The sequence below is a fragment of the Sodalis sp. RH20 genome, from assembly GCF_047324205.1.
GTDB lineage: Bacteria > Pseudomonadota > Gammaproteobacteria > Enterobacterales > Enterobacteriaceae > Acerihabitans.
The window spans coordinates 12541-36713 of the sequence record NZ_CP178733.1 but is presented as its reverse complement, the minus strand read 5'-3'; the positions used below and the strand labels follow the sequence as shown (position 1 = coordinate 36713).

Sequence of the window (24173 nt, the reverse complement as noted above, 5' to 3'; positions counted from 1 at the left end):
TTATCCCCATGCTGCAATAACGCCATTCAAAGAATTGGGCTGCCCGGACGCAATGTATGAAAACCAATGACATAAAAGAAAAAGTCGCGGCTAAAAATGGTAAGAATTTGCAAAACGATGTCGCTCATGCCCTGCAGGACTCCGCGCTGGAATTGTTTGCCAAACAAAATTACTCCTCGGTCCGCATCAAGGATATCGCCGAAGCGACCGGGCTTAATTCCGCATTGATTTATTATTATTTTGGCTCCAAGGAAAACCTATTTCTTAAGGTCATCGAATCCACGGTGGAAAAGGCCTTCGAGCAATTTGATTCCATCAAAATGAATGCGGATAATCCCAAGGACGTACTGTTCCTGTGGATCCAAATCCACATTTTGCAATTCTACCTGCTGCAGAAATTAGCCAAGATTAGCCTTGATTACGCCGGCACCAACGGGCGTACGCCCGATATCGACAAAGCCGTGAAGAAATTTTATGAAAAAGAGTCGGTGATCCTGAAAAACACCATTAAGGACGGCATCGCCGCCGGCGTTTTCCGCGAGGTCAATCCGGTGGATATGGCGATGTTTATCTCCACCTTTCTCGATGGGGTGTTATTTCGCACCGTCATGTTTCCTACCTTTAAATATAAACACGCCATTAACTGTATGCGGGACTTTGTCTTCGAGCATCTGGACGTCAAGACGAAATAAACCCGGCGCGCCGCCGGCCACACGGCGGCGCGGGGATAATCGGGTTATTAAAGAACGCCGGCGGCGCCGGACCTCAGTGCGCGAACAGCTGGCCGATATCCTTGAACGCCTTGAACTCCAGGGCATTCTGGCAGGGGTCGAGCAAAAACATCGTCGCCTGCTCGCCGATTTGCCCTTTGAAACGAATATAGGGTTCAATCACAAAGGCGGTGCCGTGGGCGGTCAGCCTGGCCGCCAGCGCTTCCCAGTCGTCCCAGGCCAGTACCACGCCAAAATGCGGCACCGGCACATCGTGGCCGTCCACCGGATTGGTATGCGCGTGCTCCTGGCTCGGGGTTTTAGGGTGCTCGTGGATAACCAGTTGGTGGCCGAAAAAGTTAAAATCCACCCACTGCTCGCTGCTGCGTCCTTCTTCAAGGCCAAAAATTTCACCATAAAAATGGCGCGCGGCGTTCAGGTCGTAAACAGGAATTGCCAGGTGAAAGGGTGCAACGGACATAGCTAGACTCCTCTGATGGTATTAAAGATCGATCACTAAACGTGTAGAGCGCGCCCGTGAGCAGCACAGCATGATTTTGTTGTTCGCGTCCTTCTGCGCGGCGCTAAGGTACTCATCCCGGTGATCCGGTATGCCCGCCTTGACCCCGGCCAGACAGGTGCCGCAAACCCCCAGTCCGCACGATACTTCCACCGCCACCCCCGCCTGGTTAAGCGCCTCGGCAATACTCAGATCGGCGGGTATCGGGATAACCGCGCCGGTGCTGAAAATCTCGACGTCAAACGTGGTCTCGCCGCGCACCTCCGGCGGGGTAAAGGACTCATAAAAACACGCCTCGGCGGGAATTTCCGCCGCGGCGCATTGATCGCGCACGCTTTGCATAAACGGCAGCGAGCCGCAGAAGTACAGACTGAACCGGCCGTGCCGCCGTTGCCAGTCGCGGATCACCACCGCCAGGGACTGCTGATAATCCGCGTCGGCAGGGGCTGCGCCGTCCCGGCAATGGGGGACGATATGCCGCGCAAGCCGCGTATAATCCGGCTGTTCCATAAAGGCGCCGAGGGTGTCGGGCCTGCCGTAATAGTGCAACCCGAACTCCCGCCCCTGCGCCCTAAGCGTCAGCGCCATCGCCAGCAGCGGTGTAATGCCGATACCGCCCGCCAGCAGCAGCGCCGGCTCCCGCCGCTCCGCCAGCGGGAAATCATTGCGCGGCGCGGATATCCAAAGGCTATCCCCCCGCTGCAGGCTATCGCGGATATAGCTGCCGCCGCCACGGGAGCGGCGGGCGGCCAGGATCGCCAGCCGGTAGCTATCGCGCCGCGCCGGATCGCCGCATAACGAGTACTGCCGCAGCAGTCCGTCCGCCAGGCGCAGCTGGATATGCGCCCCGGCGGAAAACGGCGGCAGCGGCGCGCCGTCGGAACGGGCCAGGGTGAGAAACACCACCCCGTCGCCCCGGTGGCTTTTCGCCACCACCATGACCTCAAAAAAATGCTGTGATACGTTCATAAATCGCCGCCCTGCCGGCATCGCGACGGTGGAACGCATCCGCCGCCGCGTGGTTTAACGGTATCGCGTAACGGGCAATACAGGCCCCGCCTCAGAATATCGTGCTGTATTGATCGATTTCCCACTGGCTGACGTGCAGATGGTAGTTGTTCCATTCCTGGGTTTTATATTTCACGAACTCATCGCGCAGCGCGGTGCCGAGCGTGGCTTCGATAAAGGGATCGGCGGCGAACGCCTCCACCGCTTCCTGCAGGTTTTGCGGCAGGAAATCGATGCCGCGGGCGCGGCGCTCCTGTTCGCTGATGGCATACAGGTTGTCCTCGTTCGGCTCGCGCGGGTCGATTTTTTCGCGGATGCCTTCCAGGCCCGCCGCCAGCGCCAGGGTGGCCGCCAGATAAGGATTGACCGCGCCGTCCGCGTTGCGCGATTCGCAGCGGCCGCCGCCGGCGGGCACCCGTACCGAGTTGGTGCGGTTGTTGGAGCCATAGGAGTTAAACACCGGCGCCCAGGAGAAATAGTTCATCGCGCCCTGGCGCACCAGGCGTTTATAGCTGTTGACGGTGGGGGCGAACGCCGCGCACAGCGCCCGGCCGTGCTTGAGCAGGCCGCCGATAAAATAATAGCCGGTATCGGACAGGCCCAGGCCGCGCGGGTCGTCTTTGCTGGCAAAGATATTGGCGCCGCTGCCGATATCGTATAACGACATATTGAAATGGGCGCCGGTGCCTGTTTTATTGGCAAAGGGCTTGGGCATCATGGTCGCCACCAGGCCCAATTCCTTGGCGTAATGTTTGGCCATAAAGCGGAAAAAGATAAACCGGTCGCAGCTGGTCAGCGCATCGGCATAGTTGAAATCAAATTCGTATTGCGAATTTCCGTCCTCGTGATCCAGGGAATAGAGGTCCCAGCCCAGATCGTTGATGGTGGTGGAGACCTTATCCAGCCAGGCGAACTGATCGACAAAGCCGCGCAGGTCGTAACAGGGCTTATTCAGCTTATTGTCTTTTTCCGGCACCGACAGTCCGCCGTCCTCGCCGCGTTTGAGCAGATAGATTTCGCATTCGATGCCCAGGTTAAAACCAAATCCCATTTCTTTCGCCTGCGCCAGCACGTTTTTCAGCGCCACGCGGGTATTAAGGGCGTAGGGTTCGCCCTTAAAGGCGTTGTCCGCCGGCATCCAGGCGATTTTCGGCTCCCAGGGCAGCTGGATGATATGATCCAAATCCGGTATCGAGGTCAGCTCATCCTCATTGGGCAATTGGCCCAGTCCGTCCAGCGCATAGCCGGTGTAGCGCTCCGATCCGGCCGCCATCTGGCTGAAATGGCCGATGGGCACCACCTTGCCTTTGGGCACGCCGTGGATATCCACATAGGCGCCCATGCAATATTCCACCCCTTTCTGCTTTAACTGCTGGGCAATTTCCGCTATCTGCTGCTGACTTTTTTTCATAATAGGCTCTGCTCTGTAGGTAAATATCGCGTATCGGATCAGGTGTGCTCGACGATCGCATGGGGAATATAAGGGGCCTCGAGCGCCGCGATTTCATCAGGCGTCAGGGTCATTTCCGTGGCGCCGGCCGCGTCCTCAAGGTGACGGAAAGACGTGGCGCCGATAATGGGCGCCGCCACCTCGGGTTTGGTAAACAACCATGCCAGCGCCACCTGGGCCTGGGGTACGCCGCGCGCGGCGGCCACCTGGGTGACCGCTTCGATCACCGCCCGGTCGGCCTGTTCGGTGGCCGAGTATAAAAAGCCGGCATACGCATCGTTGGCGCCGCGTCCGGTGGCGGCCGCCTGCTGCCATGGCCGGGTCAGGCGTCCGCGCGCCAGCGGGCTCCACGGCGTTACCCCGATGCCCTGCGCCCGGCACAGCCCCATCATTTCCCGCTCTTCCTCGCGATAGAGCAGGTTGAGATGGTTCTGCATGGCGATAAACGGCGTCCAGCCGTTTTCCCGCGCCACGTGCAGCGCCGTGCAAAATTGCCAGGCATACATGGAGGACGCGCCCAGATAACGCACCTTGCCCATCTTCACCAGGTCGTGCAGCGCCTCCAGCGTCTCCTCCAGCGGGGTGTCATAATCCCAACGGTGGATCTGGTAGAGATCGATATAATCCGTTCCCAGGCGTTTCAGGCTGGCATCGATTTCGGTCATGATGCATTTGCGCGACAGTCCTTTACTGTTCGGTCCCTGGCGCATGGGGTTGAACACCTTGCTGGTGATCACCACATCCTCGCGCCGGGCGAGATCCCGCAGCGCGCGGCCGAGGATTTCCTCGCTGTCTCCTTTGGCATAGGCGTTGGCGGTGTCGAAAAAATTAATCCCCAGCTCCAGCGCCTTTTGGATAAACGGCCTGCTTTGCCGCTCATCCAGCGTCCAGGCGTAACCGCTTTTTTCCGGGCGGGCATAGGTCATGCAGCCCAGGCACAGTGCGGAGACCTCAAGCCCCGACCGGCCGAGTTTTACCATTTTCATGCGACGTCCTTTCGTTATCGTGCGGCGCCACGCGCCGTCCGCCCTAGATGCGGGTGCGGATATAATTGGCCAGATGCCAGACCGTGGTTTCCAAATGTCCCAGTCGTCCCGGCCGCGCCAGCGAAGACAGGCTGCCGCGCTGCTGGGCGGCGTTGATGGCCAGATCCTCATCGATAATCGACAGGCTGGACGCCTTCATGGCGGCGGCGGTGTCGGCAAAACCGGGTTGGCTGCTTGACGCTTTCGACACCAGCACCAGGCGGTGCCAAACGGTCATATGCTTATTGATGGGCAGCAGCTGGCTGATGCTCAGCCGGTCGGGATTGAGGCCGATAAGGCAGCTGGGGTAGATCAGCATCAGGTCGATTTGGCGCATATCCTGCTCGCTGAACCCCGACAGCGGGATCAGTCCCTCGGTCAGCACCTCCGAGAGTTCGCCATTCTTGCGCAGCGGCTGGTGGCACAAGGTCCAGCCGGGACCGTCCTCGCCGATATAACTCAGGCGTCCGGGAAAGCTGTCTTCCAGGGTGGTGCGGTGAACGGCGGAATGGTGGTAGCACTCCATAAAAGTTTCCACCGCCATTTTCCAGTTGAACGGACAGTCGTAATCCAGGGTATAAGCGGTATCCAGCTCCGCCACCTGGTACTTGTCGAACATGGCGTTGAGCGGCTTGAGCCGTTGCGCTATCGATTCCACCTGATCCGAAAAGGTGATAAAAATCAGGCCGTGGAAAATCTCGTGCCTGATCCGCGGCAGCTTGCATTGCTTACGGTCGAATTCCGCCGCCTGGTTCATATAAGGCGCGCCGATCAGGTTGCCGGTCAGATCATAAGTCCAGTTATGGAACGGGCACACCAGGGCCTTGGCGTTGCCGCTGCCCGAGACGATAGGCGCCCAGCGGTGCAGGCAGACGGCGGACATCACGTTTATCCCTTCCGCGTCGCGCGTCACCACCAGCGGTTCGTTAACGATATCCAGGGTAAAATAATCTCCGGCATGGGGTATTTGCGATATATGGCCGGCAAAAATCCAATCCCCCCGATATATTTTTTCCATTTCATGGGAAAAGAACGCATCGCTATTATAGGCTTCCGGCGGCAGCGTCGATGATAAGGCGGCATCATCGGAACGCTGCTGTTTAATTTTTTCCACGATAGTGGCGCTGTCGTCAATTGCGCAGTCAATCCGCCGTGAATAGTCAGGCATGATTTATCCCCTCGATTAACAAATATTGTGGGTAAGAGGTTATACGGGATAGTCTTTAATGAATATCCACCGTGACCTTACCCAGCGCTTTTTCCAATAGCGGAATCACCTCACGCCCGAATTTCTCCAAAGATTGCCTGGCGGCCTCGATCGGCATATCGCCAAATTGGAAAAAACAGTTATAGTGCGAAGGATTAATATCCGTTACTTCGTTAATAATCCGCTCGGCGACATAATGCGCGTCGCCAATAATCAAATTATCACGCACCACCGATGCGTCCGGTTCATCGGGGAATTTAGGCGCGGTGATAAACGCGCCCTGGGTCTCCAGCGTCTTACCGTGCAGGGCGCTTATCATCCTGGCGACGAATAATGCGCGTTCCGCCGCGTCCAGCGCCGCTTTTTTACTGTCGGTGACGTGGATATACTGCTGCACCGCCAGCGGCGTGGACGCCATCAGGCCGGCCTCGCGCCATTGCCGCCTGGCGTCCAGGGCCATCTCCTTCAGGCGCGGCGAACCGCGCCAGCCGGCGGTGATAAACGCGGTGGCGCCCCAGCGTGTAAACCGCTGCAACAACGCCGGATTGGTGGTGGTGATAAACAGCGGCGGCAGCGGCTGCTGGAGAGGCGTCAGTAAAAAGTCCGTTTCCACCCGCTCGCCGTTATGGGATAAGGATGCCGCCTTGCCGCCGGTCAGCGCCGTCTCGATAAATTGCCAGTTATCCAGCAGGACGCGATTGCGCTGTTCAACATCAATATTGTAGCGTTCGAATTCATAGGCCTGGTAGCCGCTGCCGATGCCCAGCACCAGCCGCCCTTCGGTCAGGCGATCCACCAGGGCGATTTCCTGCGCCAGGCGCATCGGCTGGTATAACGGCAGGACGATAACCGCGGTGCCGAGCTTGATGCGCCGGCTATATCCCGCCATATGGGCCGCCATTAATAACGGCGAGACGCTGATGGAATAATTGGTAAAATGATGTTCGGCAAACCAGGCGGTTTCAAAACCCATTTCTTCAGCCAGCGCCACCATCACGCGCGTATCTTTAATCACCCCTTGTATTCCCTGGGGATTATCCTGGTAAGACATTAAATTAAACAGGCCTAATTTCATCACAATCCCCTGAAGATAATATCAACCGATGTCAACGCTATTTATGATCATGCCGGCGCACCCTGGCCCTTGCGGAAATATTTTTCAATCCGCCCCTGGAGCCAGCTCAGCACGGTGGTGGCGATCAGGTACCAAATACAGGCCACGATCAATAGCGGAATATTTTCAAACGTCCGCGAATAAATCGACTGCGCTGAATACAATAAATCCGATAATGAAATCACGCTCACCAGCGACGTGGTTTTCAGCATGCCGATCACCTGGTTGCCGGTGGGCGGAATAATAAAAGGTATCGCCTGGGGCAGAATAACCCGCCGCAGCCATTGCGCTTTATTCATGCCCAGGGCGCGGGCCGCTTCCTGCTGGCCGTTATCCACCGAGGACATGCCCGCGCGGATAATCTCCGCCATATACGCCGCTTCATTCAGCCCCAGCCCCAGGATGGCGGCGGTATAGGGGGTAATGATATCGTTCATGCTGCCCTGGTAGAGGGTAAACACATGAGGTATCCCGATATAGGCCTCTGGATACAGCGCCGCCAGGTTGTACCAGAAAATCAACTGCACCAGCACCGGCGTGCCGCGGAAAAACCAGATATAACCGGAGCTGAAGTGCGCCAGCAATGGGTTGGCGGACAGGCGCAGGGTAGCTATCACCACGCTCAGCACAATCGCCAGCAGCATAATCGTCAACGTCAGCCACAGGGTGACCCATAAGCCGGTCAGGATGGTCGGCGAAAACAGATAATGTCCGACGGTCGGCCAGCCGAAGTTCTCATTCATTACCATCGAATGCACCAGCATGATCAGCAGCAGCGTACAGACGGCCACTGAAATCCAGCGCCCCGGATAGCGGGTCGGCACCACGGTCAGGGCGTCGTGGGGAAAGGCCGGCGCGTCATGGCCCTTATCGCGCGGGTGTTGCCCCACGGCCTGATATTGCTGGTTATCTGTCATGTTATCTCTCATTCATGCTCGCTGACTTCTGTTAACACAGGCAGGATACGGCGCCGGCAACGGTATTAATTAATCAGTTAATTAATAATATGCACCTGCATTCTGATACTGTCAATAAAAAAACCGACGCAATTTAATTTTTTAATTAAAATTAAATCCATATAAAACAATTCGTTAGTTAAATTCATTTGCCGGCAAGATGTTTAGCCAGGAAAGCACGCGTCCGGGAGTGCTGTGGGCGCTGAAACATTTCCGCCGGCGGGCTTTTTTCGATGATCGCCCCGTTATCCATAAACGCCACGCTATCCCCGACTTCGCGGGCAAAGGCCATTTCGTGGGTCACCACCACCATGGTCATGCCCTCCTCGGCCAGGCCGCGCATGACATCCAGCACTTCGCCGACCAGCTCCGGATCCAGGGCGCTGGTCGGTTCGTCGAACAACATCAGCGCGGGTTTCATCGCCAATGCCCGGGCGATGGCGACGCGCTGCTGCTGGCCGCCGGAAAGCTGCGCGGGATAAGCATTCAGCCGATGCGACAATCCCACCCGCGCAAGCAGGCTCCTGCCCTGCTCCAGCGCCTCGGCGCGCGGCACTTTACGCACCCGCATCGGCGCTTCGATCACATTTTCCAGCGCGGTCATATGGCCGAACAGGTTAAAGCGCTGGAACACCATGCCGATGCCGGCGCGCTTGCGGGCGATTTCCGCCTCTTTCAGTTCATAGAGCTTATCGCCCACCCGGCGATAGCCCATCAATTCCCCGCCGACGTACAGCGCGCCGCCGTCAATTTTTTCCAGGTGATTGATACAGCGCAGAAAGGTCGATTTGCCGGAACCGGAAGGTCCGATCAGGCAGACCACTTCCCCCTGCCGTATTTGCAGATCCACGCCCTTGAGGATCTCCTGGCCGTGAAATCGTTTTACCACCTGATAAGCGGCCACCGCCGGCGTATCGTGTTCTGACATCGTTACCGCCTCTCTATCTCGTCATATACCAGGTACACAGCCCGCCGCCGTCCACCACCAGCATCTGGCCGGTGGTATAGGCGGCGCCGGGGGACAGCAGGTACCCCACCGCCGCGGCCACCTCCTCCGGCAAGCCGGCGCGCCGCAGCGGCAGGCGCGCCACCTCGGCGGCCAGCTGCGGTTCACGCCGTTGCCAGTCGCCGGCCGCGGATCGTATCGGCCCTGGACTGACGCCATTGACCCGGATGCCATAGTCCGCCCATTCCACGGCCATCTGCCGGGTCAGATTGACCACCGCCGCCTTGCTCGGGCCGAAGGCCCCGGCGCCGGGATAGCAGCGATGGGCCGACGCCCCGGCAATATTCACGATGCCGCCCCCGCCCCGGGCGCGCATGATCTTCGCCACTTCGGTGCCCACCACAAAACACCCGGTCAGGTTGATATTCACCACCTGCAGCCAGGCGTCATCGTCCAGGCTGAGTAACTCGCCGGCGGCGGTGGCGCCGGCGTTATTCACCAGCATATCGATCCCGCCGAACTCGGCGGCGATCGCGGCCACCTGAGAACCAACCGCGCCGCGATCGGTGATGTCGCCATAATAGGCGCGCGCCTGGCGCCCGGTTTGGCGAATCTCCGCCACCAGCCGATCGGCTGAATCCCGATCCCGCCTGAGCAGCAATGCAATATTGGCGCCAGATCGGGCGAGCGCCAGGGAAACGGCGCGGCCGATGCCTTTGGATCCGCCGGTGACCAGGGCGGTTGGCGCGGGTGTGATATCAGGTATCATGACAACTCCGTGGTGGTGGTTGGGGAAGCGACGCCCGCGGCCGGTAAAACATCATCCCCGCCTCCCGACGCCGGACCGGCGGCCAGGGTCCGCCCGCAGATATAGCCCCAGGTCAGGTTAGGTCCAAGCGTGGTGCCGGCGCCGACGCCGCGGGTGCCGATGGGATTGGCCATGGCCACGCCGGCGCAGAACAGCCCGGGGATCACATGGCCGTCAAGGTGGATCACGCGGCCGAACTCATCGGTGCGCGGGCCGCCTTTGGTGGCGGTGAAGCTGCGGTTAAACGGCACGGCGATAAACGGCGCCCGCTGGATAGGCCGCAGGCCGCCGTGAAAACGCCGATCGCCCCGCCCATGGCCCGCGGCCAGATGCCGCTGGAAATCCTCATCCACGCCGCGGGCGCAAAAATCGTTAAAACGCGCAACGGTTTCCTCCAGGGATGCCCGCGGCAAACCAAGCTGGTCCGCCAGGGCGCCGATGCTGCCGGCCCTGCGCATCCATCCCCGGCTGCGCAGGGCGCAGGCCAGCAAAAACGGCGCGCGCCACAGCAGGCGGGCATCGGCAATCAGCCAGGCGGGAAGATGCCGCGGTAATCCGTCCTGCCCATCGCGCGCATCCAGCGCTTCGCCAAGGTTAAAGGCAAACTCGTTGGTAAAACGCCGGCCCTCCCGGTTAACCAGGATGGCGTTGGGTTCGTACTGGAAAAACACCGACAGGCCATAGGGACGCCCTTCGTAGCGGGTCGGCAGCGATCCGCTCATATTCGCCTGATCCATGTGCGCCAGCCGCGCGCCCACGGCCTGGGCCATGCGGTGGCCGTCGCCCTCGTTGGTGCGCGGGCTGGAAATGGCGTCAAACGGCCCGGGAAAATGCGCCGCGCGCCGCAGCGCATCCCATTCAAAACCGCCGCTGGCCAGCACCACGCCGCGCCGGGCCGTAATCCGGGTCAGACGGCCGTCGCGGCTGAACCAGGCGCCCGTGACCGCCCCCGCGGCGTCGGTGATGAGATCAACGACCCTGGCCGACATTTCAATCCGGCAGCCATGGGCCAGGCAGCCGGCCAGCAGCCCGGTAATCAGCGCCGCGCCCTTGGTGCGGGTGCGGGTGATGGCGCGCCATAGCAGCCGTGGCGCCAGCTTGAGCGCTACCCTGACCGGATGATGATAGATATCCTCGCCGATGACTTCCTGGTAGGTATAGACCTGAGGCAGGGGGGAACGCCTGACCGGACAGCGTCTTTTGCCCAGCACCCCGGCCCGCAGCGGATCGGGCGTCAGCATACGGCCGAAGGCCTTGGCGCCGGCGCAGTCCATCAGCGGATCGGCCTCCGGCGTCAGGCTGAAACGCAATGGCGTATGGGTTTCCAGAAAACGCAGCATCTCGGGCGCGGAACGCGCAAACTGTGCCCACAGCCGGTCTTCGCCGGCGCGCCAACCCGCGGGCGCGGCGGCGCGCAGGTATTCCAGCGCCTGCGCGGGGCTATCCTCGACCCCGCGGGCCAGGGCGTGATGATTGGCGGGCACCCATACCGCGCCGCCCGACATGGCCGAGGTGCCGCCCAGGACAGCGGCTTTTTCCACGATCAGCACCGCCAGTCCCGCCGCCGCCGCGCTCAGCGCCGCGCTTAACGCGGCGCTGCCCGACCCCACCACCAGCACATCGCACCGCAGCTGGCTGTCGGCAATCGGGACAGGGGCTGTCCCGGTCTGTTTATCCGCCCGCATCATCGGTTGCGCGCTTATTGCATCGGGCGGGTGGTGAACAGATTAATACCCGGCTGTTCCAGCATCACGGGTTCCAAATCCCATTTTTTCATGATGCGGGCGTATTCGCCGTTGGACCACAGTACCTTCAGCGCGCCAAGCAGGGCCTGGGCCAGTTGCTGGTTATCGGGCTTGACCACGATGCCAAGATAATATTTCGGCATCAGCGGCATGGTCACGGTGCGAATCGGCCGGGGCGCCACTTTTTTGATTTCGGCGGCGGCGGCGGCGTCGTTGAGCACAAAATCGATACGTCCCGCGTACAGCGCCAGCAGCACGGCGTCCGCCGACGGCAGGGTGGTCACCTTAATGGCCGGTTTATTATTCTTCGTGCAGTTAGGTGAAAAAATTTCGCTGATGGCATGTTCAAAATCGGTGCCTGACTGCACGCCGACCTTCAGGCCGCACAGCGATAACGGATCGTTGACGATGCTTTTGTTGCTGGCCAGGGTATAAACTTCATTGGTGGCATAGGCATAGTTCACGAAGGTCACCTGCTTTTCACGCTCCAGGCTGTCGGAAATGCATTCCATCGCCATATCGTAACGTCCGCTTTTCACGCCGGGGATCAAGCCGGCGAAATCGATGGAGACCGGATTGATGCCCACCCCCAACACTTTGCCGATGGCGTTCCACAGATCCGGCTCAAACCCCACCATGGTTTTATTATCATCGGCGAACACCTCGCACGGCGGGTAATGGGCATCGGTCACCAAATTGATAACGCCCTGGGTTTTGATCTTGTCCGGCAATAGCGCGTGCAGGGCGTTGTCCATGGCGATCGGCGCCGGGTCCTCGGCGCTCGCCGCGCCGCACAGAGTCAGGCCGGCGCACAACAACACAGCGTGGAGCAGGGATGGTGTCATTCTCATGCTTGCAATACTCCCGAAAGGTCTTTATCTGGTTTACCCGATGATCTGGGCGTAAACACCGGCAGACACGTCATGACGCCTGCGGCGATGGCCGGCCGTGGTAGCGTACCGATAAAGGGGAAGTAGCAACTAGCGTGCCATCAGTTAACTAATCAATTAATTAACTGATTAATGGCTCAATCCCGCCGTGCGAATCGATCCGTCCGCCGGGATAATGCGGGAAAAATGACCTATGAAAGTGCAGATGTTGCAATTTTTCATCATAGTAGTGCGCGTCCACCGGCGATTGATGGCATGACCAAACGCCGGTATAGCGTGATGAATCCACCGTGGAGGGGATCGGGTTAATTGAACATTTTCTGCAAATAGCGGGTTAACGAGGCGCGTGAAGAAAAACCATGGGGGATGCCGTAATGGCTGTCGGGCTTGCCGTCCGGGTCGGAAGGAAAGACTTGATAGTTGTCGCTGGAGCGTACCGGCGACGTCGGGGCGGCAAACAGGCTGCTTTTATCGCGCAGCGAAGGATGAACGACCAGGGCGGTTCGGCCCAGTTTAGCCTCCCGATTCACATAGACATAGTGGTGACCTTTACGGTAACCGTAACATTGTCGGGTGATATAATCTCTTTCGAATCCGGAGTTTTCCAGTTCGCGAGCGACTTCATCGGGTCTTAAATACATTATTTGTCCTCTCTTCAGTCACAGTGAAGTGATCCCAGCTAATGTAATCAGTTAAGCGTCCGGTCAGTAGACGCAGCGCGTGATTTCGGATTAATCCAAAAACCGGCTCCGGCCGGGTTCCGGCAACGCGCCAGACCGCGCCAAGCCGCCCGTCGCGCTTGTTCCGGCCCCGCCGACGCCTGTCCCGACGACGGCAGGCGGCCTTACCGCCGCGGCAGGAATGGCGTGGATAGTCTACAGTTAAACTATCATTAGCCAAAAGGGAGAAACAAATGTTTACGAAAGCTGAAAAAAATGATCTGCAAAGAGATATTAAAGACGATGTTTCTCTGTTAGCCGATACACTGGATGAATTGCTTAGTACGTCTGAAAAAACCACCAAAGAACAGCTGGACGCGCTGCGCAGTAAAGCTAAAGACGTTTTGAAAGACGCGCGCGCGCGCGCCGGCGGCACCAGCCGTATCGGACAGTATGCCCGCGACACCGCGGTCCAGACCAAAAATTACGTGGTCGAGAAACCGTGGCAGAGCCTTGGCATCACTACCGCGGTCGGTATCGTGCTCGGCGTGTTGCTCTCGCGCCGTTAAGGCCGATGGGCAATAAGAGACGCGGGGGTGATGCAGGACCTCCTACCTGGTAACCGTGCCGGGTGATTTTCAAGACATCACTATTTTCTTGCACCGCCAGCCGTATCCTTTGCAGTACCGCAGCCCGCGCTCCCCAAGGAGCGCGGGCTTTTTTGTCGCCTGTTCCCCGCCCTCAGTAAAAAAATGTCGCATCATCCCATATATTGTGTGGTTGATAAAAATAATATCTACATATAGTATTAGTTCCAGGCAAGCCACCCTACCGGCCAGCACCGCCTGGGCGATATTACCACTATAATGTTAACGCGTAAGGGGAATGCGAATCATGACTATTACTATTTACACTAAACCGGATTGCGTCCAATGTCACGCCACCTGCCGCGCGCTGGACAGAAAAGGCATCAGCTATCGGTTAGTGGATCTGGTGGCAGACGGCCAGGCGCTGGCCCATGTGAAATCGTTGGGGTATCAGCAGGTTCCGGTAGTGCAGACGCCCAGCGAGCACTGGAGCGGCTTCAGGCCGGATAAAATCAACCTGCTTGCCGCCACCGCCCTGGCGTCGTGAGCCATCATGTTATCTGCGCAACCGCTGCTGGTGTACTTTTCCAGCAGCTCGGAAAATACGCATCGGTTTGTCGGCAAGTTAACGCTGCCGGCGCTGCGCATTCCCCTGGCGACCAGCCAGAAACTGCAGGTGGACCGGCCCTATATTCTGATAGTGCCGAGCTATGGCGGCGGCAGCCAGCACGGCGCCGTGCCGCCCCAGGCCGTCCGCTTTCTTAACGATGCAACTAACCGTTCCTGGCTCCGCGGCGTCATCGGTGCCGGTAACCGTAACTTTGGCGCAGCCTTCTGTCTGGCGGGCGATATTATCGCCAGGAAATGCCAGGTGCCGTTCCTTGATCGCGTTGAGCTATTGGGTACGGCGGAAGACGTGGCGCGGGTACGTATGGGAGTAACCACATTTTGGCAACAACAGAACTGAACATCACTCAACCCGGTCCGGCGCTGGCGGATTATCATGCCCTGAACGCCATGCTCAATCTCTATGACGAGCACGGCAATATTCAGTTCGATAAGGACCGGCAGGCCGTCGAGCGCTATTTCGAGCAGCACGTGGTGCCCAACACCCGGCGGTTTCCCTCCCTGGCCGCCCGGCTGCGCTATCTGGTGGATGAGGGTTACTACGAGGCGCAGGTACTGGCCCCCTACTCCCAGGACACCCTGGAGGCATTGTTCCGGCAGGCCGACGCGCGCCAGTTCCGTTTCCAGACGTTTATGGGCGCGCTGAAATTCTATACCAGCTATACCCTGAAATCATTTGACGGCAAACAGTATCTGGAGCGCTTCGAGGACCGGGTATGCATGGTGGCGCTGACGCTTGCCGCCGGCGACGGCGCCCTGGCGTCCAGGCTGGTGGATGAAATGCTGTCGGGACGTTTCCAGCCCGCGACCCCCACCTTTCTCAACTGCGGCAAACAGCAACGCGGGGAGTATGTCTCCTGTTTCCTGCTGCGCATCGAGGATAATATGGAATCCATCGGCCGCTCGGTCAACGCGGCGCTGCAGTTGTCCAAACGCGGCGGCGGCGTAGCCTTTATGCTCACCAACCTGCGCGAGGCCGGGGCGCCGATCAAGCGTATCGAAAACCAGTCGTCCGGCGTTATTCCGGTGATGAAAATGCTGGAGGACGCCTTTTCCTACGCCAACCAGCTTGGCGCGCGCCAGGGCGCCGGCGCCGTCTACCTGCATGCCCATCATCCGGACATCATGCGTTTCCTCGACACCAAACGGGAAAACGCCGATGAAAAAATCCGTATCAAAACCCTGTCGCTGGGCGTGGTCATTCCGGATGTCACCTTCGAGCTGGCGCGCGACAATAAGCCGATGTACCTATTCTCGCCCTACGACGTCGAGCGGATTTACGGCCAGCCTTTTTCGCAGCTCAGCATCAGTGAAAAATACCATGAGATGGCGGCCGACCCCCGCATCCGCAAGACCAGCATCGACGCCCGGCAGTTTTTCCAGACGCTGGCGGAAATCCAGTTTGAGTCGGGTTATCCCTATATGGTGTTCGAGGATACGGTAAACCGCGCCAATCCCATCAAAGGCCGCATCAATATGAGCAATCTGTGCTCGGAGATCCTGCAGGTCAACAGCGCGACTGAATATAACGAGGATCTCAGCTACCGGCAGGTCGGCCATGATATCTCCTGCAACCTGGGCTCGCTGAATATCGCCCGCGCCATGGACGAACCGGATCTGGGCAATACGGTGGAAACCGCCGTGCGCGCCCTGACCGCCGTATCCGACATGAGCCGGATAAATTCTGTGCCCTCCATCGTCAAAGGCAACGACGCCTCCCATGCCATCGGCCTTGGGCAAATGAACCTGCACGGCTTTCTGGCGCGCGAGCATATTTACTACGGCTCGGAGGAAGGCGTGGATTTTACCGATATGTACTTTTACGCCGTCACCTACCATGCGGTGCGGGCGTCAAACCGCCTGGCCATCGAACGGGGTGTGACCTTCGCGGGTTTCGCCGACTCCCGTTATGCCAGCGGAGACTACTTTACGCCCTATGTCGAACGGCAATGGCGGCCTAAAACCGAACGGGTGCGGGCGCTGTTCGCCCAGGCCGGCATCGCCCTGCCCACCCGCGAGGATTGGCTGGCGCTGCGCGCGTCGGTGATGGCGCATGGACTCTACAACCAGAACCTGCAGGCGGTGCCGCCGACCGGCTCCATTTCCTATATCAATCATTCCACATCCAGCATCCATCCGATTGTCTCGCGCATCGAGATCCGCAAAGAGGGTAAAACCGGCCGGGTCTATTATCCGGCGCCCTTTATGGACAACGATAACCTGCACTATTACCAGGACGCATATGAAATCGGGCCGGAAAAAATCATCGATACCTACGCCGCCGCCACGCGCCATGTCGATCAGGGCCTGTCGCTGACGCTGTTTTTCCGGGATACCGCCACTACCCGCGATATCAACAAGGCGCAAATCTACGCCTGGAAAAAAGGCATTAAGACGCTGTACTACATCCGTATCCGCCAGTTGGCGCTGGAAGGCACTGAAGTCGCCGGCTGCGTCTCGTGCGCGCTGTAACGGTAAAGGAGACTATCACCATGACCACCGCTCAACCGATCTCCCGCGTCCAGGCGGTAAACTGGAACCGGATTGAAGACGATAAGGATCTGGAGGTGTGGAACCGCCTGACCGCGAATTTCTGGCTGCCGGAAAAATTACCGCTGTCCAATGATATCCCCTCGTGGTCGACATTATCCGCGCAGGAACAGGAACTGACCATCCGGGTATTTACCGGGCTGACATTGCTGGATACGGTGCAAAATACCGTCGGCGCGCCGGCATTAATGGCCGATGCGGTAACGCCGCACGAGGAAGCGGTATTCTCCAATATCAGCTTTATGGAGGCGGTGCATGCGCGCTCCTACAGTTCGATATTTTCCACGCTGTGCGCCATGCCGGAGGTGGATGCGGCATACCGCTGGAGCGAGCAGAACGAAGCCTTACAAAATAAAGCGGCCATTATTCTGCGTCATTACCGCCATGACGATCCGCTGACGAAAAAAGTCGCCAGCGTCTTTCTGGAGTCCTTTCTATTTTATTCCGGTTTTTACCTGCCGATGTATTATTCCAGCCGGGCAAAACTCACTAATACCGCCGACCTGATCCGGTTAATTATCCGTGATGAAGCGGTGCACGGTTATTATATCGGCTATAAATTCCAGCGTGCGCTGGAACGGGCCACGCCCGAGCGGCGCGAGCAGATCAAGACCTTTACCTACGACCTGCTGCAGGACCTGTATGAGAACGAACTGCTTTACAGCGCGCAGCTGTATGACGGGGTCGGCTGGACAGCGGACGTTACGACATTTTTGCATTACAATGCCAATAAAGCCTTGATGAACCTGGGTTATGAAGCATTATTCCCGGCATCGATGACCAACGTCAATCCGGAAATCCTATCCGCGCTGTCGCCCAACGCCGACGAAAACCACGATTTTTTCTCCGGTTCCGGGTCGTCTTATGTGATGGGCCGCGCGGTCAATACCGAGGACGAGGACTGGGCCTTTTAATCTCCCCGGCGCGCAGGCGCTATTTTTCCGCGCCCGGTGAGAGACTATTTCCGCTGATAACGGCTTACCCATGCCGTTATTTATTATAAATTCCGCCCTCCCGATTTAATTGTTTCCCTCCCCTGGGAGGGAATTATATATCCAGGGTTCATCCCCGCGGTTCCCTGCGTATCACCTCCTGCCCCGCACGACCTATCGTTTTTTCTGCCGTAAAATTATTCACTCTTAGCCCTTGACGCATGAAATTCACGCCAAAATCGTGCCTGCGCATTAAAAAATTCGCACGACCGTTTATTTCCCTAAACCCTTGTCACGTTTAGCCGAAATGGCTGAAACGATAGCGACTCAAGGACGGGATATTCAACTGGATAAGTCCTTGGGGGTTGTCTCAAATGCTCAGTATGTTAGGGTATACAGCGTTTTTATTTTGGCAGGACCCTTAAATATATTAGAAAACCATACGGGAATTTGATAATTGCATGGCTGTTAAACTTGAAGTAAAAAACCTCTATAAAATATTCGGCGAACATCCCGAACGGGCATTTAAGCTAATTCAGGCAGGGCACGATAAGGATACCCTATTCGCCAAGACCGGTCTGACGGTGGGCGTAAAAGATGCCAGTCTGGCCATTGAAGAAGGCGAGATATTCGTCATCATGGGATTATCCGGTTCCGGTAAATCCACCATGGTACGCCTTCTCAATCGTCTGATAGAACCGACCCGCGGCGAGGTGCTGATCGACGGCGTCGATATCGCCCGGATATCCGACAACGCCCTGCGCGAGGTGCGGCGAAAAAAAATCAGCATGGTGTTCCAGTCCTTTGCGCTGATGCCGCATCTGAACGTGCTGGACAATACCGCGTTCGGCATGATGCTGGCCGGCATACCGGCGCAGGAACGCCACGCCAAGGCGCTGGAAGCCTTGACGCAGGTGGGGCTGGATAAGCATGCGTTGTCCTGGCCCGACGAGCTGTCGGGCGGCATGCGCCAACGCGTCGGCCTGGCGCGGGCGCTGGCGAACGACCCCGATATCCTGCTGATGGATGAGGCTTTTTCGGCGCTCGACCCGTTAATCCGCGCCGAAATGCAGGACGAATTGGTGAAGCTGCAATCCCGCCATCAGCGCACCATCGTATTTATCTCCCATGATCTCGACGAAGCGATGCGCATCGGCGACCGCATCGCCATCATGCAGGGCGGCGTGGTGGTGCAGGTGGGCACGCCGGATGAAATTCTCAACAATCCGGCCAACGATTATGTGCGCACGTTCTTTCGCGGCGTAGACGTCAGCCATGTTTTCAGCGCCAAGGATATCGCGCGCCGTCGTCCGGTAACGCTTATCCGCAAGACGCCGGGGTTCGGCCCCCGCTCCGCCCTTAAGCTGCTGCAGGATGAAGACCGCGATTTCGGTTATGTCCTGGAGCGCGGCCAGAAATTTATCGGCGTGGTGTCCATCGATTCGCTGAAAGCCGCCCTTGCGGCCAATCTTCCCCTGGAACAGGCGCTGCTCGAGAGCCCCGTGCCCGTGCCGGGAGATATGCCGCTCAGCGAGCTGATCTCCACCGTCGCCCAGGCGCCTTGCGCCGTACCGGTGGTCGGCGAGGAGAATCAATATATTGGCATTATTTCCAAGGGCATGTTGCTACAGGCATTAGACAAAGAAGGGGCGACCAATGAGTAAGCCAACCACCGATCCATGGGGCGGCGCGCAGGCCGCGCCCGCAGCCGACGCCAGCCAGGCCCAGTCCGCCGCGCCGCAGTCCGCCGATCCCTGGGGCGGGGCCGCCGCGCAGCAGCATGACGCCGTCGCGCAGACCGCCCCCGCCAACGGAGCGGGCAGCGCCGCCGACGCCTGGGGCAATACCGCCACGCCTCCCGCCGACGGCGCCGGGGCGCACACCGCCCAGCAGGGCGCCGACTGGCTCAACAGCGGGCCGACTCCCGCGCCTGAGCATTTTAATCTGCTGGATCCGTTTCACACTACCCTGATCCCGCTCGATACCTGGGTCACCCACGGCATCGATTGGGTGGTGCTGCATTTCCGGCCGTTGTTCCAGGGTATCCGCGTGCCGGTGGATATCATCCTCGGCGGCTTCCAGCATCTGTTGCTGGGCATGCCCGCCCCGGTGGCCATCCTGGTGTTCGCCCTGCTGGCCTGGCAGATGTCGAGCCTGGGCATGGGCATCGCCACCCTGGTCTCGCTGGCGATTATCGGCGCCATCGGCGCCTGGGCGCAGGCCATGGTCACGCTGGCGCTGGTGCTCACCTCGCTGTTTTTCTGCGTGGTGATAGGCCTGCCGCTGGGCATTTGGCTGGCGCGCAGCGATGGCGCGGCCAAAATCATCCGCCCATTGCTGGACGCCATGCAGACCACGCCGGCGTTCGTCTACCTGGTGCCCATCGTCATGCTGTTCGGCATCGGCAATGTGCCGGGGGTGGTGGTGACCATTATCTTCGCCCTGCCGCCGGTGGTGCGCCTGACCATCCTGGGTATCAAACAGGTGCCGGAAGACCTGATAGAAGCCGCCGAATCGTTCGGCGCCAGCCCCGGCCAGCTGCTGTTCAAAGTACAGTTGCCGCTGGCGATGCCGACCATCATGGCCGGGATTAACCAGACGCTGATGCTGGCGCTCTCGATGGTGGTCATCGCCTCGATGATTGCCGTCGGCGGCCTGGGCCAGATGGTCCTGCGCGGCATCGGCCGCCTGGATATGGGGCTTGCCACCATCGGCGGGGTCGGCATCGTGATACTGGCCATAATCCTCGATCGTCTGACGCAATCCCTGGGACGCGACAGCCGCAGCCGCGGCAACCGCCGCTGGTACGCCGCCGGTCCCCTGGGCCTGTTCACCCGCCCGTTTGCCAAAAAAGCCTGACCCTTTGCCGGGCGCGGGCTCCCCGCCCCCGGCGTCTGAAAGTTAAAATACATGATGAAAATCAACGAGAAGGATATTCCATGCATCACACCGGAATCTGGGCGCTAGCGCTCACCGCGGCGCTTGCCGCGCCACTCTCTTTTGCCGCCGATCTGCCGGGCAAGGGCGTGCAGGTGCAGCCCCTGCAAAGCACGATATCCGAAGAGACGTTCCAAACGCTGCTGGTCAACAAAGCGCTGGAAAAGCTGGGCTACGATGTCAAATCGAGCCGTGAGGTGGATTATAACGTCGCCTATACTTCCATCGCCTCCGGCGACGCTACCTTTATGGCGGTTAACTGGGATCCCCTGCACGCGGACCAGTATCAGGCGGCCGGCGGCGACGCCAGGTTCTATCGCCAGGGCAACTATGTCGAGGGCGCGGCCCAGGGCTACCTGATCGACAAAAAGACCGCCGATCAATACCATATCAAAACCATCGATCAGCTTAAGGATCCCAAGCTGGCTAAACTGTTCGACGCCAACGGCGACGGCAAGGCCGATTTGACCGGCTGCACCCCAGGCTGGGGCTGCGAGGCGGTGATCAACCACCAGATCCAGGCCTACGGCCTGGCCGATACCGTGGAGCACAACCAGGGCAACTACGCGGCCATCATTGCCGACACCATGGCGCGCTTCAAGGAAGGCAAGCCGATCCTGTATTATACCTGGACGCCCTATTGGGTCAGCGACGTGCTGGTTCCGGGCCGGGACGTGGTATGGCTGCAGGTGCCGTTCTCTTCCCTGCCCGGCAAGCAGAAGGACATCAGTACCAAACTGCCCAACGGCGCCGACTATGGCTTCCCGGTAAACACCATGCGTATCGTCGCCAATAAAGAGTGGGCCAAGGCCAATCCCGCGGCGGCGAAACTGTTCGCCATCATGCGTCTGCCCATTAGCGATGTGAACGCGCAGAACCTGCGTATGCATGAGGGCCAGGCCTCGGAGGCGGATATCGAACGCCACGCCAACGGCTGGATTGCCGCGCACCAGGCGCTATTCGACGGCTGGATAAGCGCCGCCACGGCCGCCGCCGCTAAATGATACGGCGTCTTCGCGCCCGTTTATGGCGCGAAAACAGGTCACGTTAACCGACGGGGGGCATTCGCCCCTCGTTTTTTTGGCGCTTATGGGGAATAATAGCCCCCCGATTGGTAAACAGACTCACCAATGAAAACAAAAACAGATCACCCAAGTTTAAGTCCGGCGCTGATTATTATCATGGCTATCGCCACCGGATTGTCGGTCGCGAGTAATTATTACGCGCAACCCCTGCTGGACACCATTGCCCAGTCGTATCACCTGTCGGTGAACCAGGCCGGGTTTATCGTCACCGCCGCCCAGCTGGGTTATGCCTGCGGCCTGATGTTTATCGTGCCGCTGGGGGATAAGTTCGAACGGCGCGGCATGATAGTGGTCATGACGCTGCTGGCCGCCGCCGGTATGCTGGTCACCGCCTCGGCCGGCAGCCTGTGGCTGATGATAGCCGGCACGGCGCTGACCGGTCTATTCTCGGTAGTGGCGCAGATCCTGGTGCCGCTGGCGGCGACGCTTGCCGATCCTGCGAAGCGGGGCAAAGTGGTCGGTATGATCATGACCGGTCTGCTGCTGGGTATCCTGCTGGCGCGTACCGTCGCCGGCGCTCTGGCAAGCTTCGGTGGCTGGCGCACCGTGTACTGGTTCGCCAGCGCGCTGATGGCGGTCATGGCGCTGATACTGTGGTTCGCCCTGCCGCGTTATAAACAGTATTCCGATCTGAATTACCCGCAGCTGCTGGCCTCCATCCTGCGCATGTATGTCACCACGCCGGTACTGCGCACCCGCGCGCTGATAGGCTGCGTGACCTTTGCCAGCTTCAGCAACCTGTGGACTTCCATGGCGTTCCTGCTGGCCGCGCCGCCGTTTTTTTACTCCGAGGCTAAAATCGGCCTGTTCGGCCTGGCGGGCGCCGCCGGCGCCCTGGCCGCATCCAGGGCCGGGCATCTGGCCGACCGGGGCAAGGCAAAAATCACCACCCGCTATGGCCTGCTGCTGCTCCTGGTCTCCTGGGCCTTTATCTGGTACGGCCAGCATCAGGTGATGGCGCTTATCGCCGGCATCGTCGTGCTGGATCTGGCGGTGCAGGGCGTGCATATCACCAACCAGAGCGTCATTTACCGCCGCATGCCGCAAGCGCGTAACCGTCTCACCTCCGGCTATATGACCAGCTATTTTATCGGCGGCGCCCTGGGCTCGCTGATTTCCGCCTCGGCCTACCAGATGGCCGGCTGGACCGGCGTATGCGCCGCCGGCGGGGCGCTGGGCGTGCTCAACCTGCTGTTATGGTGGCGTGGCCAGCATCATGAGGATAGCGGCGTAGCGGCCGCCTGAGGGCGTCGCACGGCGGGATGACTGTCGCGGCGTTCCGGCGGGCGATAGTCGCCGGAAGTGTCGCCATGGGAGATACGCACATGGATGCAAGCCAGGATCACCTACCGGCGGCCCCAGGGACGCCGGCCACCTTTCGCGAGGGCATCAAGGACAGCCTGCCCATCGTCATCGGCTACCTGCCGGTGGCGTTCGCTTTTGGCCTGAACGCGGTTAAGCTGGGCTTTACGCCGCTCGAAAGCCTCTTCATTTCCTGCGTTATCTATGCCGGCGCCAGCCAGTTCGTGATAACCACCCTGCTCAGCGCCGGGATATCGCTGTGGGTCGCGGCGTTGACCGTCATGGCCATGGATGTGCGCCATCTGCTGTACGGCCCGGCGCTGCGTCACCGTATTCCCGGCGCCCTGTCGCGGCGCGCCACGGCGCTATGGGCCTTCGGCCTGACCGATGAGGTGTTTGCCGCGGCCATCGCCAAACTGATTAAGGATAACCGCCGCTGGTCGGAACGCTGGATGATAAGCGTCGCGGTCTGTTCGTGGCTATCCTGGGTCGTCGGCACCGCCGTCGGCGCGCTGTCGGGCAACGGCCCGCTGAACGACTATCCGGCGGTTGAGGCCGCGCTGTCCTTCATGCTGCCGGCGCTGTTCCTCAGTTTCCTGTTGGCGTCATTTCAGCGCCGGCAAAGCCTGGTATTGGCCGCGGCGCTGGCCGGCGCGCTGGCCGGGCTGCTGCTGCTGTCGATTCCGATGGCGATCCTGGCCGGCATCGGCGGCGGGTGCCTGGGGGCCTTGCTGGGCCCGGCGCGCGCCGCCAGGGAGGAATAATAAATGCATACCAGCGTGATTATCATCGGTTTGGTGGTCGGCGCGGCGAATTATCTGTTCCGTTACCTGCCCCTGCGTTTTGGCGGCGGGCGTAAATCAGCCGGCCCCGCCGGCGCCTGGGCCGGACGTCTTTTGGACGGCATAGGTTTGGCCTCCATATGCGCGCTACTGGTGGTCTCCAGTGTGCCGGAGGTGCTGCGCGCGCCGGCGAAACTACTGCCTACCCTGGCGGGTTTCGCGGTATTGGCGGCCTGTTTTTACCGCACCCGCAGCATCGTCATCGCCACCCTGGCCGGGGCGCTGTGCTTTGGCTTGGTATATAAATTAGTCATGCCCTAATCTATAGCTCTC

At 59.4% G+C, this 24173-nt stretch carries 24 protein-coding genes; 12 read left to right on the top strand and 12 right to left on the bottom strand.

The genetic code is table 11. The annotated features are described in order from the left end of the window. Nucleotides 1-56 precede the first annotated feature (56 nt). Nucleotides 57-692, top strand: coding sequence for a TetR/AcrR family transcriptional regulator (locus tag ACL2XM_RS00170; RefSeq protein WP_410013775.1), 636 nt, complete (start codon nt 57-59; stop codon nt 690-692). A 73-nt stretch (nt 693-765) separates the two neighbouring features. Here ACL2XM_RS00170 and ACL2XM_RS00165 read toward each other — a convergent pair whose 3' ends face one another. The 12 genes from ACL2XM_RS00165 to ACL2XM_RS00110 all read right to left on the bottom strand — a co-directional run bounded on the left by ACL2XM_RS00165 (nt 766) and on the right by ACL2XM_RS00110 (nt 13020). Then, nucleotides 766-1191 (bottom strand): VOC family protein, encoded by a 426-nt coding sequence (locus ACL2XM_RS00165; protein WP_413721306.1) that lies wholly within the window; start codon nt 1189-1191, stop codon nt 766-768. Nucleotides 1192-1212: 21 nt separating this feature from the next. Next, complete coding sequence (locus ACL2XM_RS00160) at nt 1213-2199, bottom strand: PDR/VanB family oxidoreductase (RefSeq protein WP_413721307.1); 987 nt, start codon at nt 2197-2199, stop codon at nt 1213-1215. 91 nt (nt 2200-2290) lie between these two features. Then, nucleotides 2291-3649 (bottom strand): type III glutamate--ammonia ligase, encoded by a 1359-nt coding sequence (glnT, locus tag ACL2XM_RS00155; protein ID WP_410013772.1) that lies wholly within the window; start codon nt 3647-3649, stop codon nt 2291-2293. A 38-nt stretch (nt 3650-3687) separates the two neighbouring features. Further along, nucleotides 3688-4674: an aldo/keto reductase gene (locus tag ACL2XM_RS00150; RefSeq protein WP_413727774.1), complete on the bottom strand. Its 987-nt coding sequence runs from the start codon at nt 4672-4674 to the stop codon at nt 3688-3690. A gap of 43 nt (nt 4675-4717) precedes the next feature. Beyond that, entirely contained in the window at nt 4718-5881 is a 1164-nt protein-coding gene (locus ACL2XM_RS00145) for an aromatic ring-hydroxylating oxygenase subunit alpha (RefSeq protein ID WP_410013770.1), read from the bottom strand. 55 nt (nt 5882-5936) lie between these two features. Beyond that, nucleotides 5937-6995, bottom strand: a complete 1059-nt coding sequence (locus ACL2XM_RS00140; RefSeq protein WP_413721310.1) for an LLM class flavin-dependent oxidoreductase — start codon at nt 6993-6995, stop codon at nt 5937-5939. A gap of 47 nt (nt 6996-7042) precedes the next feature. Then, a complete protein-coding gene (locus ACL2XM_RS00135) occupies nt 7043-7951 on the bottom strand; it encodes an amino acid ABC transporter permease (protein ID WP_410013768.1) in 909 nt (302 codons plus the stop codon). 184 nt (nt 7952-8135) lie between these two features. Further along, nucleotides 8136-8918: an amino acid ABC transporter ATP-binding protein gene (locus ACL2XM_RS00130; protein ID WP_410013767.1), complete on the bottom strand. Its 783-nt coding sequence runs from the start codon at nt 8916-8918 to the stop codon at nt 8136-8138. A 13-nt stretch (nt 8919-8931) separates the two neighbouring features. After that, entirely contained in the window at nt 8932-9705 is a 774-nt protein-coding gene (locus ACL2XM_RS00125) for an SDR family NAD(P)-dependent oxidoreductase (RefSeq protein WP_413732061.1), read from the bottom strand. Continuing rightward, nucleotides 9702-11432, bottom strand: a complete 1731-nt coding sequence (locus ACL2XM_RS00120; RefSeq protein ID WP_413732059.1) for an FAD-dependent oxidoreductase — start codon at nt 11430-11432, stop codon at nt 9702-9704. The genes ACL2XM_RS00125 and ACL2XM_RS00120 overlap by 4 nt, the downstream gene beginning before the upstream one ends. Nucleotides 11433-11443: 11 nt before the next feature. Beyond that, nucleotides 11444-12340 (bottom strand): ABC transporter substrate-binding protein, encoded by an 897-nt coding sequence (locus tag ACL2XM_RS00115; protein ID WP_410013764.1) that lies wholly within the window; start codon nt 12338-12340, stop codon nt 11444-11446. Between the two features lie 344 nt (nt 12341-12684). After that, nucleotides 12685-13020, bottom strand: a complete 336-nt coding sequence (locus ACL2XM_RS00110) for a DUF2002 family protein (RefSeq protein WP_410013763.1) — start codon at nt 13018-13020, stop codon at nt 12685-12687. 272 nt (nt 13021-13292) lie between these two features. Between ACL2XM_RS00110 and ACL2XM_RS00105 the strand changes: the two genes are divergently transcribed. From ACL2XM_RS00105 to ygaH, 11 genes are all read left to right on the top strand, one after another. Next, nucleotides 13293-13607, top strand: a complete 315-nt coding sequence (locus tag ACL2XM_RS00105) for a YqjD family protein (RefSeq protein WP_410013762.1) — start codon at nt 13293-13295, stop codon at nt 13605-13607. A 325-nt stretch (nt 13608-13932) separates the two neighbouring features. Next, nucleotides 13933-14172 carry a glutaredoxin-like protein NrdH gene (gene nrdH / locus ACL2XM_RS00100; protein WP_410013761.1) on the top strand — a complete coding sequence of 80 codons (240 nt, stop codon included), beginning with the start codon at nt 13933-13935 and terminating at the stop codon, nt 14170-14172. A 6-nt stretch (nt 14173-14178) separates the two neighbouring features. Continuing rightward, entirely contained in the window at nt 14179-14592 is a 414-nt protein-coding gene (gene nrdI / locus ACL2XM_RS00095; protein WP_413729549.1) for a class Ib ribonucleoside-diphosphate reductase assembly flavoprotein NrdI, read from the top strand. Then, complete coding sequence (gene nrdE / locus ACL2XM_RS00090) at nt 14574-16724, top strand: class 1b ribonucleoside-diphosphate reductase subunit alpha (protein ID WP_413732057.1); 2151 nt, start codon at nt 14574-14576, stop codon at nt 16722-16724. Before nrdI ends, nrdE begins: the two co-directional genes overlap by 19 nt. A 20-nt stretch (nt 16725-16744) precedes the next feature. After that, nucleotides 16745-17716 carry a class 1b ribonucleoside-diphosphate reductase subunit beta gene (nrdF, locus tag ACL2XM_RS00085; protein ID WP_413732055.1) on the top strand — a complete coding sequence of 324 codons (972 nt, stop codon included), beginning with the start codon at nt 16745-16747 and terminating at the stop codon, nt 17714-17716. A 479-nt stretch (nt 17717-18195) separates the two neighbouring features. Then, the gene (gene proV, locus ACL2XM_RS00080) at nt 18196-19398 is read left to right on the top strand and encodes a glycine betaine/L-proline ABC transporter ATP-binding protein ProV (RefSeq protein WP_410013757.1); all 1203 of its coding nucleotides are present in this window, start codon (nt 18196-18198) and stop codon (nt 19396-19398) included. Beyond that, complete coding sequence (gene proW / locus ACL2XM_RS00075; protein ID WP_413732054.1) at nt 19391-20593, top strand: glycine betaine/L-proline ABC transporter permease ProW; 1203 nt, start codon at nt 19391-19393, stop codon at nt 20591-20593. Before proV ends, proW begins: the two co-directional genes overlap by 8 nt. 80 nt (nt 20594-20673) lie before the next feature. Then, nucleotides 20674-21675, top strand: coding sequence for a glycine betaine/L-proline ABC transporter substrate-binding protein ProX (gene proX / locus ACL2XM_RS00070; protein WP_413729544.1), 1002 nt, complete (start codon nt 20674-20676; stop codon nt 21673-21675). A 126-nt stretch (nt 21676-21801) separates the two neighbouring features. Further along, the gene (locus ACL2XM_RS00065) at nt 21802-23001 is read left to right on the top strand and encodes an MFS transporter (protein ID WP_413732052.1); all 1200 of its coding nucleotides are present in this window, start codon (nt 21802-21804) and stop codon (nt 22999-23001) included. Between the two features lie 80 nt (nt 23002-23081). Further along, nucleotides 23082-23822, top strand: coding sequence for an AzlC family ABC transporter permease (locus ACL2XM_RS00060; protein WP_413723490.1), 741 nt, complete (start codon nt 23082-23084; stop codon nt 23820-23822). Nucleotides 23823-23825: 3 nt separating this feature from the next. Next, complete coding sequence (ygaH, locus tag ACL2XM_RS00055; RefSeq protein ID WP_410013753.1) at nt 23826-24161, top strand: L-valine transporter subunit YgaH; 336 nt, start codon at nt 23826-23828, stop codon at nt 24159-24161. Nucleotides 24162-24173 lie beyond the last annotated feature (12 nt).

Excerpts from the sequence above, each read along its gene's own strand:
- proV (WP_410013757.1), top strand. The coding sequence starts at position 18,196 with ATGGCTGTTAAACTTGAAGTAAAAAACCTCTATAAAATATTCGGCGAA.
- ACL2XM_RS00140 (WP_413721310.1), bottom strand. The coding sequence starts at position 6,995 with ATGAAATTAGGCCTGTTTAATTTAATGTCTTACCAGGATAATCCCCAG.
- ygaH (WP_410013753.1), top strand. The coding sequence starts at position 23,826 with ATGCATACCAGCGTGATTATCATCGGTTTGGTGGTCGGCGCGGCGAAT.
- ACL2XM_RS00160 (WP_413721307.1), bottom strand. The coding sequence starts at position 2,199 with ATGAACGTATCACAGCATTTTTTTGAGGTCATGGTGGTGGCGAAAAGC.
- ACL2XM_RS00125 (WP_413732061.1), bottom strand. The coding sequence starts at position 9,705 with ATGATACCTGATATCACACCCGCGCCAACCGCCCTGGTCACCGGCGGA.
- ACL2XM_RS00150 (WP_413727774.1), bottom strand. The coding sequence starts at position 4,674 with ATGAAAATGGTAAAACTCGGCCGGTCGGGGCTTGAGGTCTCCGCACTG.
- ACL2XM_RS00130 (WP_410013767.1), bottom strand. The coding sequence starts at position 8,918 with ATGTCAGAACACGATACGCCGGCGGTGGCCGCTTATCAGGTGGTAAAA.
- ACL2XM_RS00120 (WP_413732059.1), bottom strand. The coding sequence starts at position 11,432 with ATGATGCGGGCGGATAAACAGACCGGGACAGCCCCTGTCCCGATTGCC.
- glnT (WP_410013772.1), bottom strand. The coding sequence starts at position 3,649 with ATGAAAAAAAGTCAGCAGCAGATAGCGGAAATTGCCCAGCAGTTAAAG.
- ACL2XM_RS00065 (WP_413732052.1), top strand. The coding sequence starts at position 21,802 with ATGAAAACAAAAACAGATCACCCAAGTTTAAGTCCGGCGCTGATTATT.
- ACL2XM_RS00115 (WP_410013764.1), bottom strand. The coding sequence starts at position 12,340 with ATGAGAATGACACCATCCCTGCTCCACGCTGTGTTGTTGTGCGCCGGC.
- ACL2XM_RS00110 (WP_410013763.1), bottom strand. The coding sequence starts at position 13,020 with ATGTATTTAAGACCCGATGAAGTCGCTCGCGAACTGGAAAACTCCGGA.
- ACL2XM_RS00165 (WP_413721306.1), bottom strand. The coding sequence starts at position 1,191 with ATGTCCGTTGCACCCTTTCACCTGGCAATTCCTGTTTACGACCTGAAC.
- ACL2XM_RS00135 (WP_410013768.1), bottom strand. The coding sequence starts at position 7,951 with ATGACAGATAACCAGCAATATCAGGCCGTGGGGCAACACCCGCGCGAT.
- nrdH (WP_410013761.1), top strand. The coding sequence starts at position 13,933 with ATGACTATTACTATTTACACTAAACCGGATTGCGTCCAATGTCACGCC.
- ACL2XM_RS00170 (WP_410013775.1), top strand. The coding sequence starts at position 57 with ATGAAAACCAATGACATAAAAGAAAAAGTCGCGGCTAAAAATGGTAAG.
- ACL2XM_RS00060 (WP_413723490.1), top strand. The coding sequence starts at position 23,082 with ATGGATGCAAGCCAGGATCACCTACCGGCGGCCCCAGGGACGCCGGCC.
- nrdF (WP_413732055.1), top strand. The coding sequence starts at position 16,745 with ATGACCACCGCTCAACCGATCTCCCGCGTCCAGGCGGTAAACTGGAAC.
- ACL2XM_RS00105 (WP_410013762.1), top strand. The coding sequence starts at position 13,293 with ATGTTTACGAAAGCTGAAAAAAATGATCTGCAAAGAGATATTAAAGAC.
- proW (WP_413732054.1), top strand. The coding sequence starts at position 19,391 with ATGAGTAAGCCAACCACCGATCCATGGGGCGGCGCGCAGGCCGCGCCC.
- ACL2XM_RS00145 (WP_410013770.1), bottom strand. The coding sequence starts at position 5,881 with ATGCCTGACTATTCACGGCGGATTGACTGCGCAATTGACGACAGCGCC.
- nrdI (WP_413729549.1), top strand. The coding sequence starts at position 14,179 with ATGTTATCTGCGCAACCGCTGCTGGTGTACTTTTCCAGCAGCTCGGAA.
- proX (WP_413729544.1), top strand. The coding sequence starts at position 20,674 with ATGCATCACACCGGAATCTGGGCGCTAGCGCTCACCGCGGCGCTTGCC.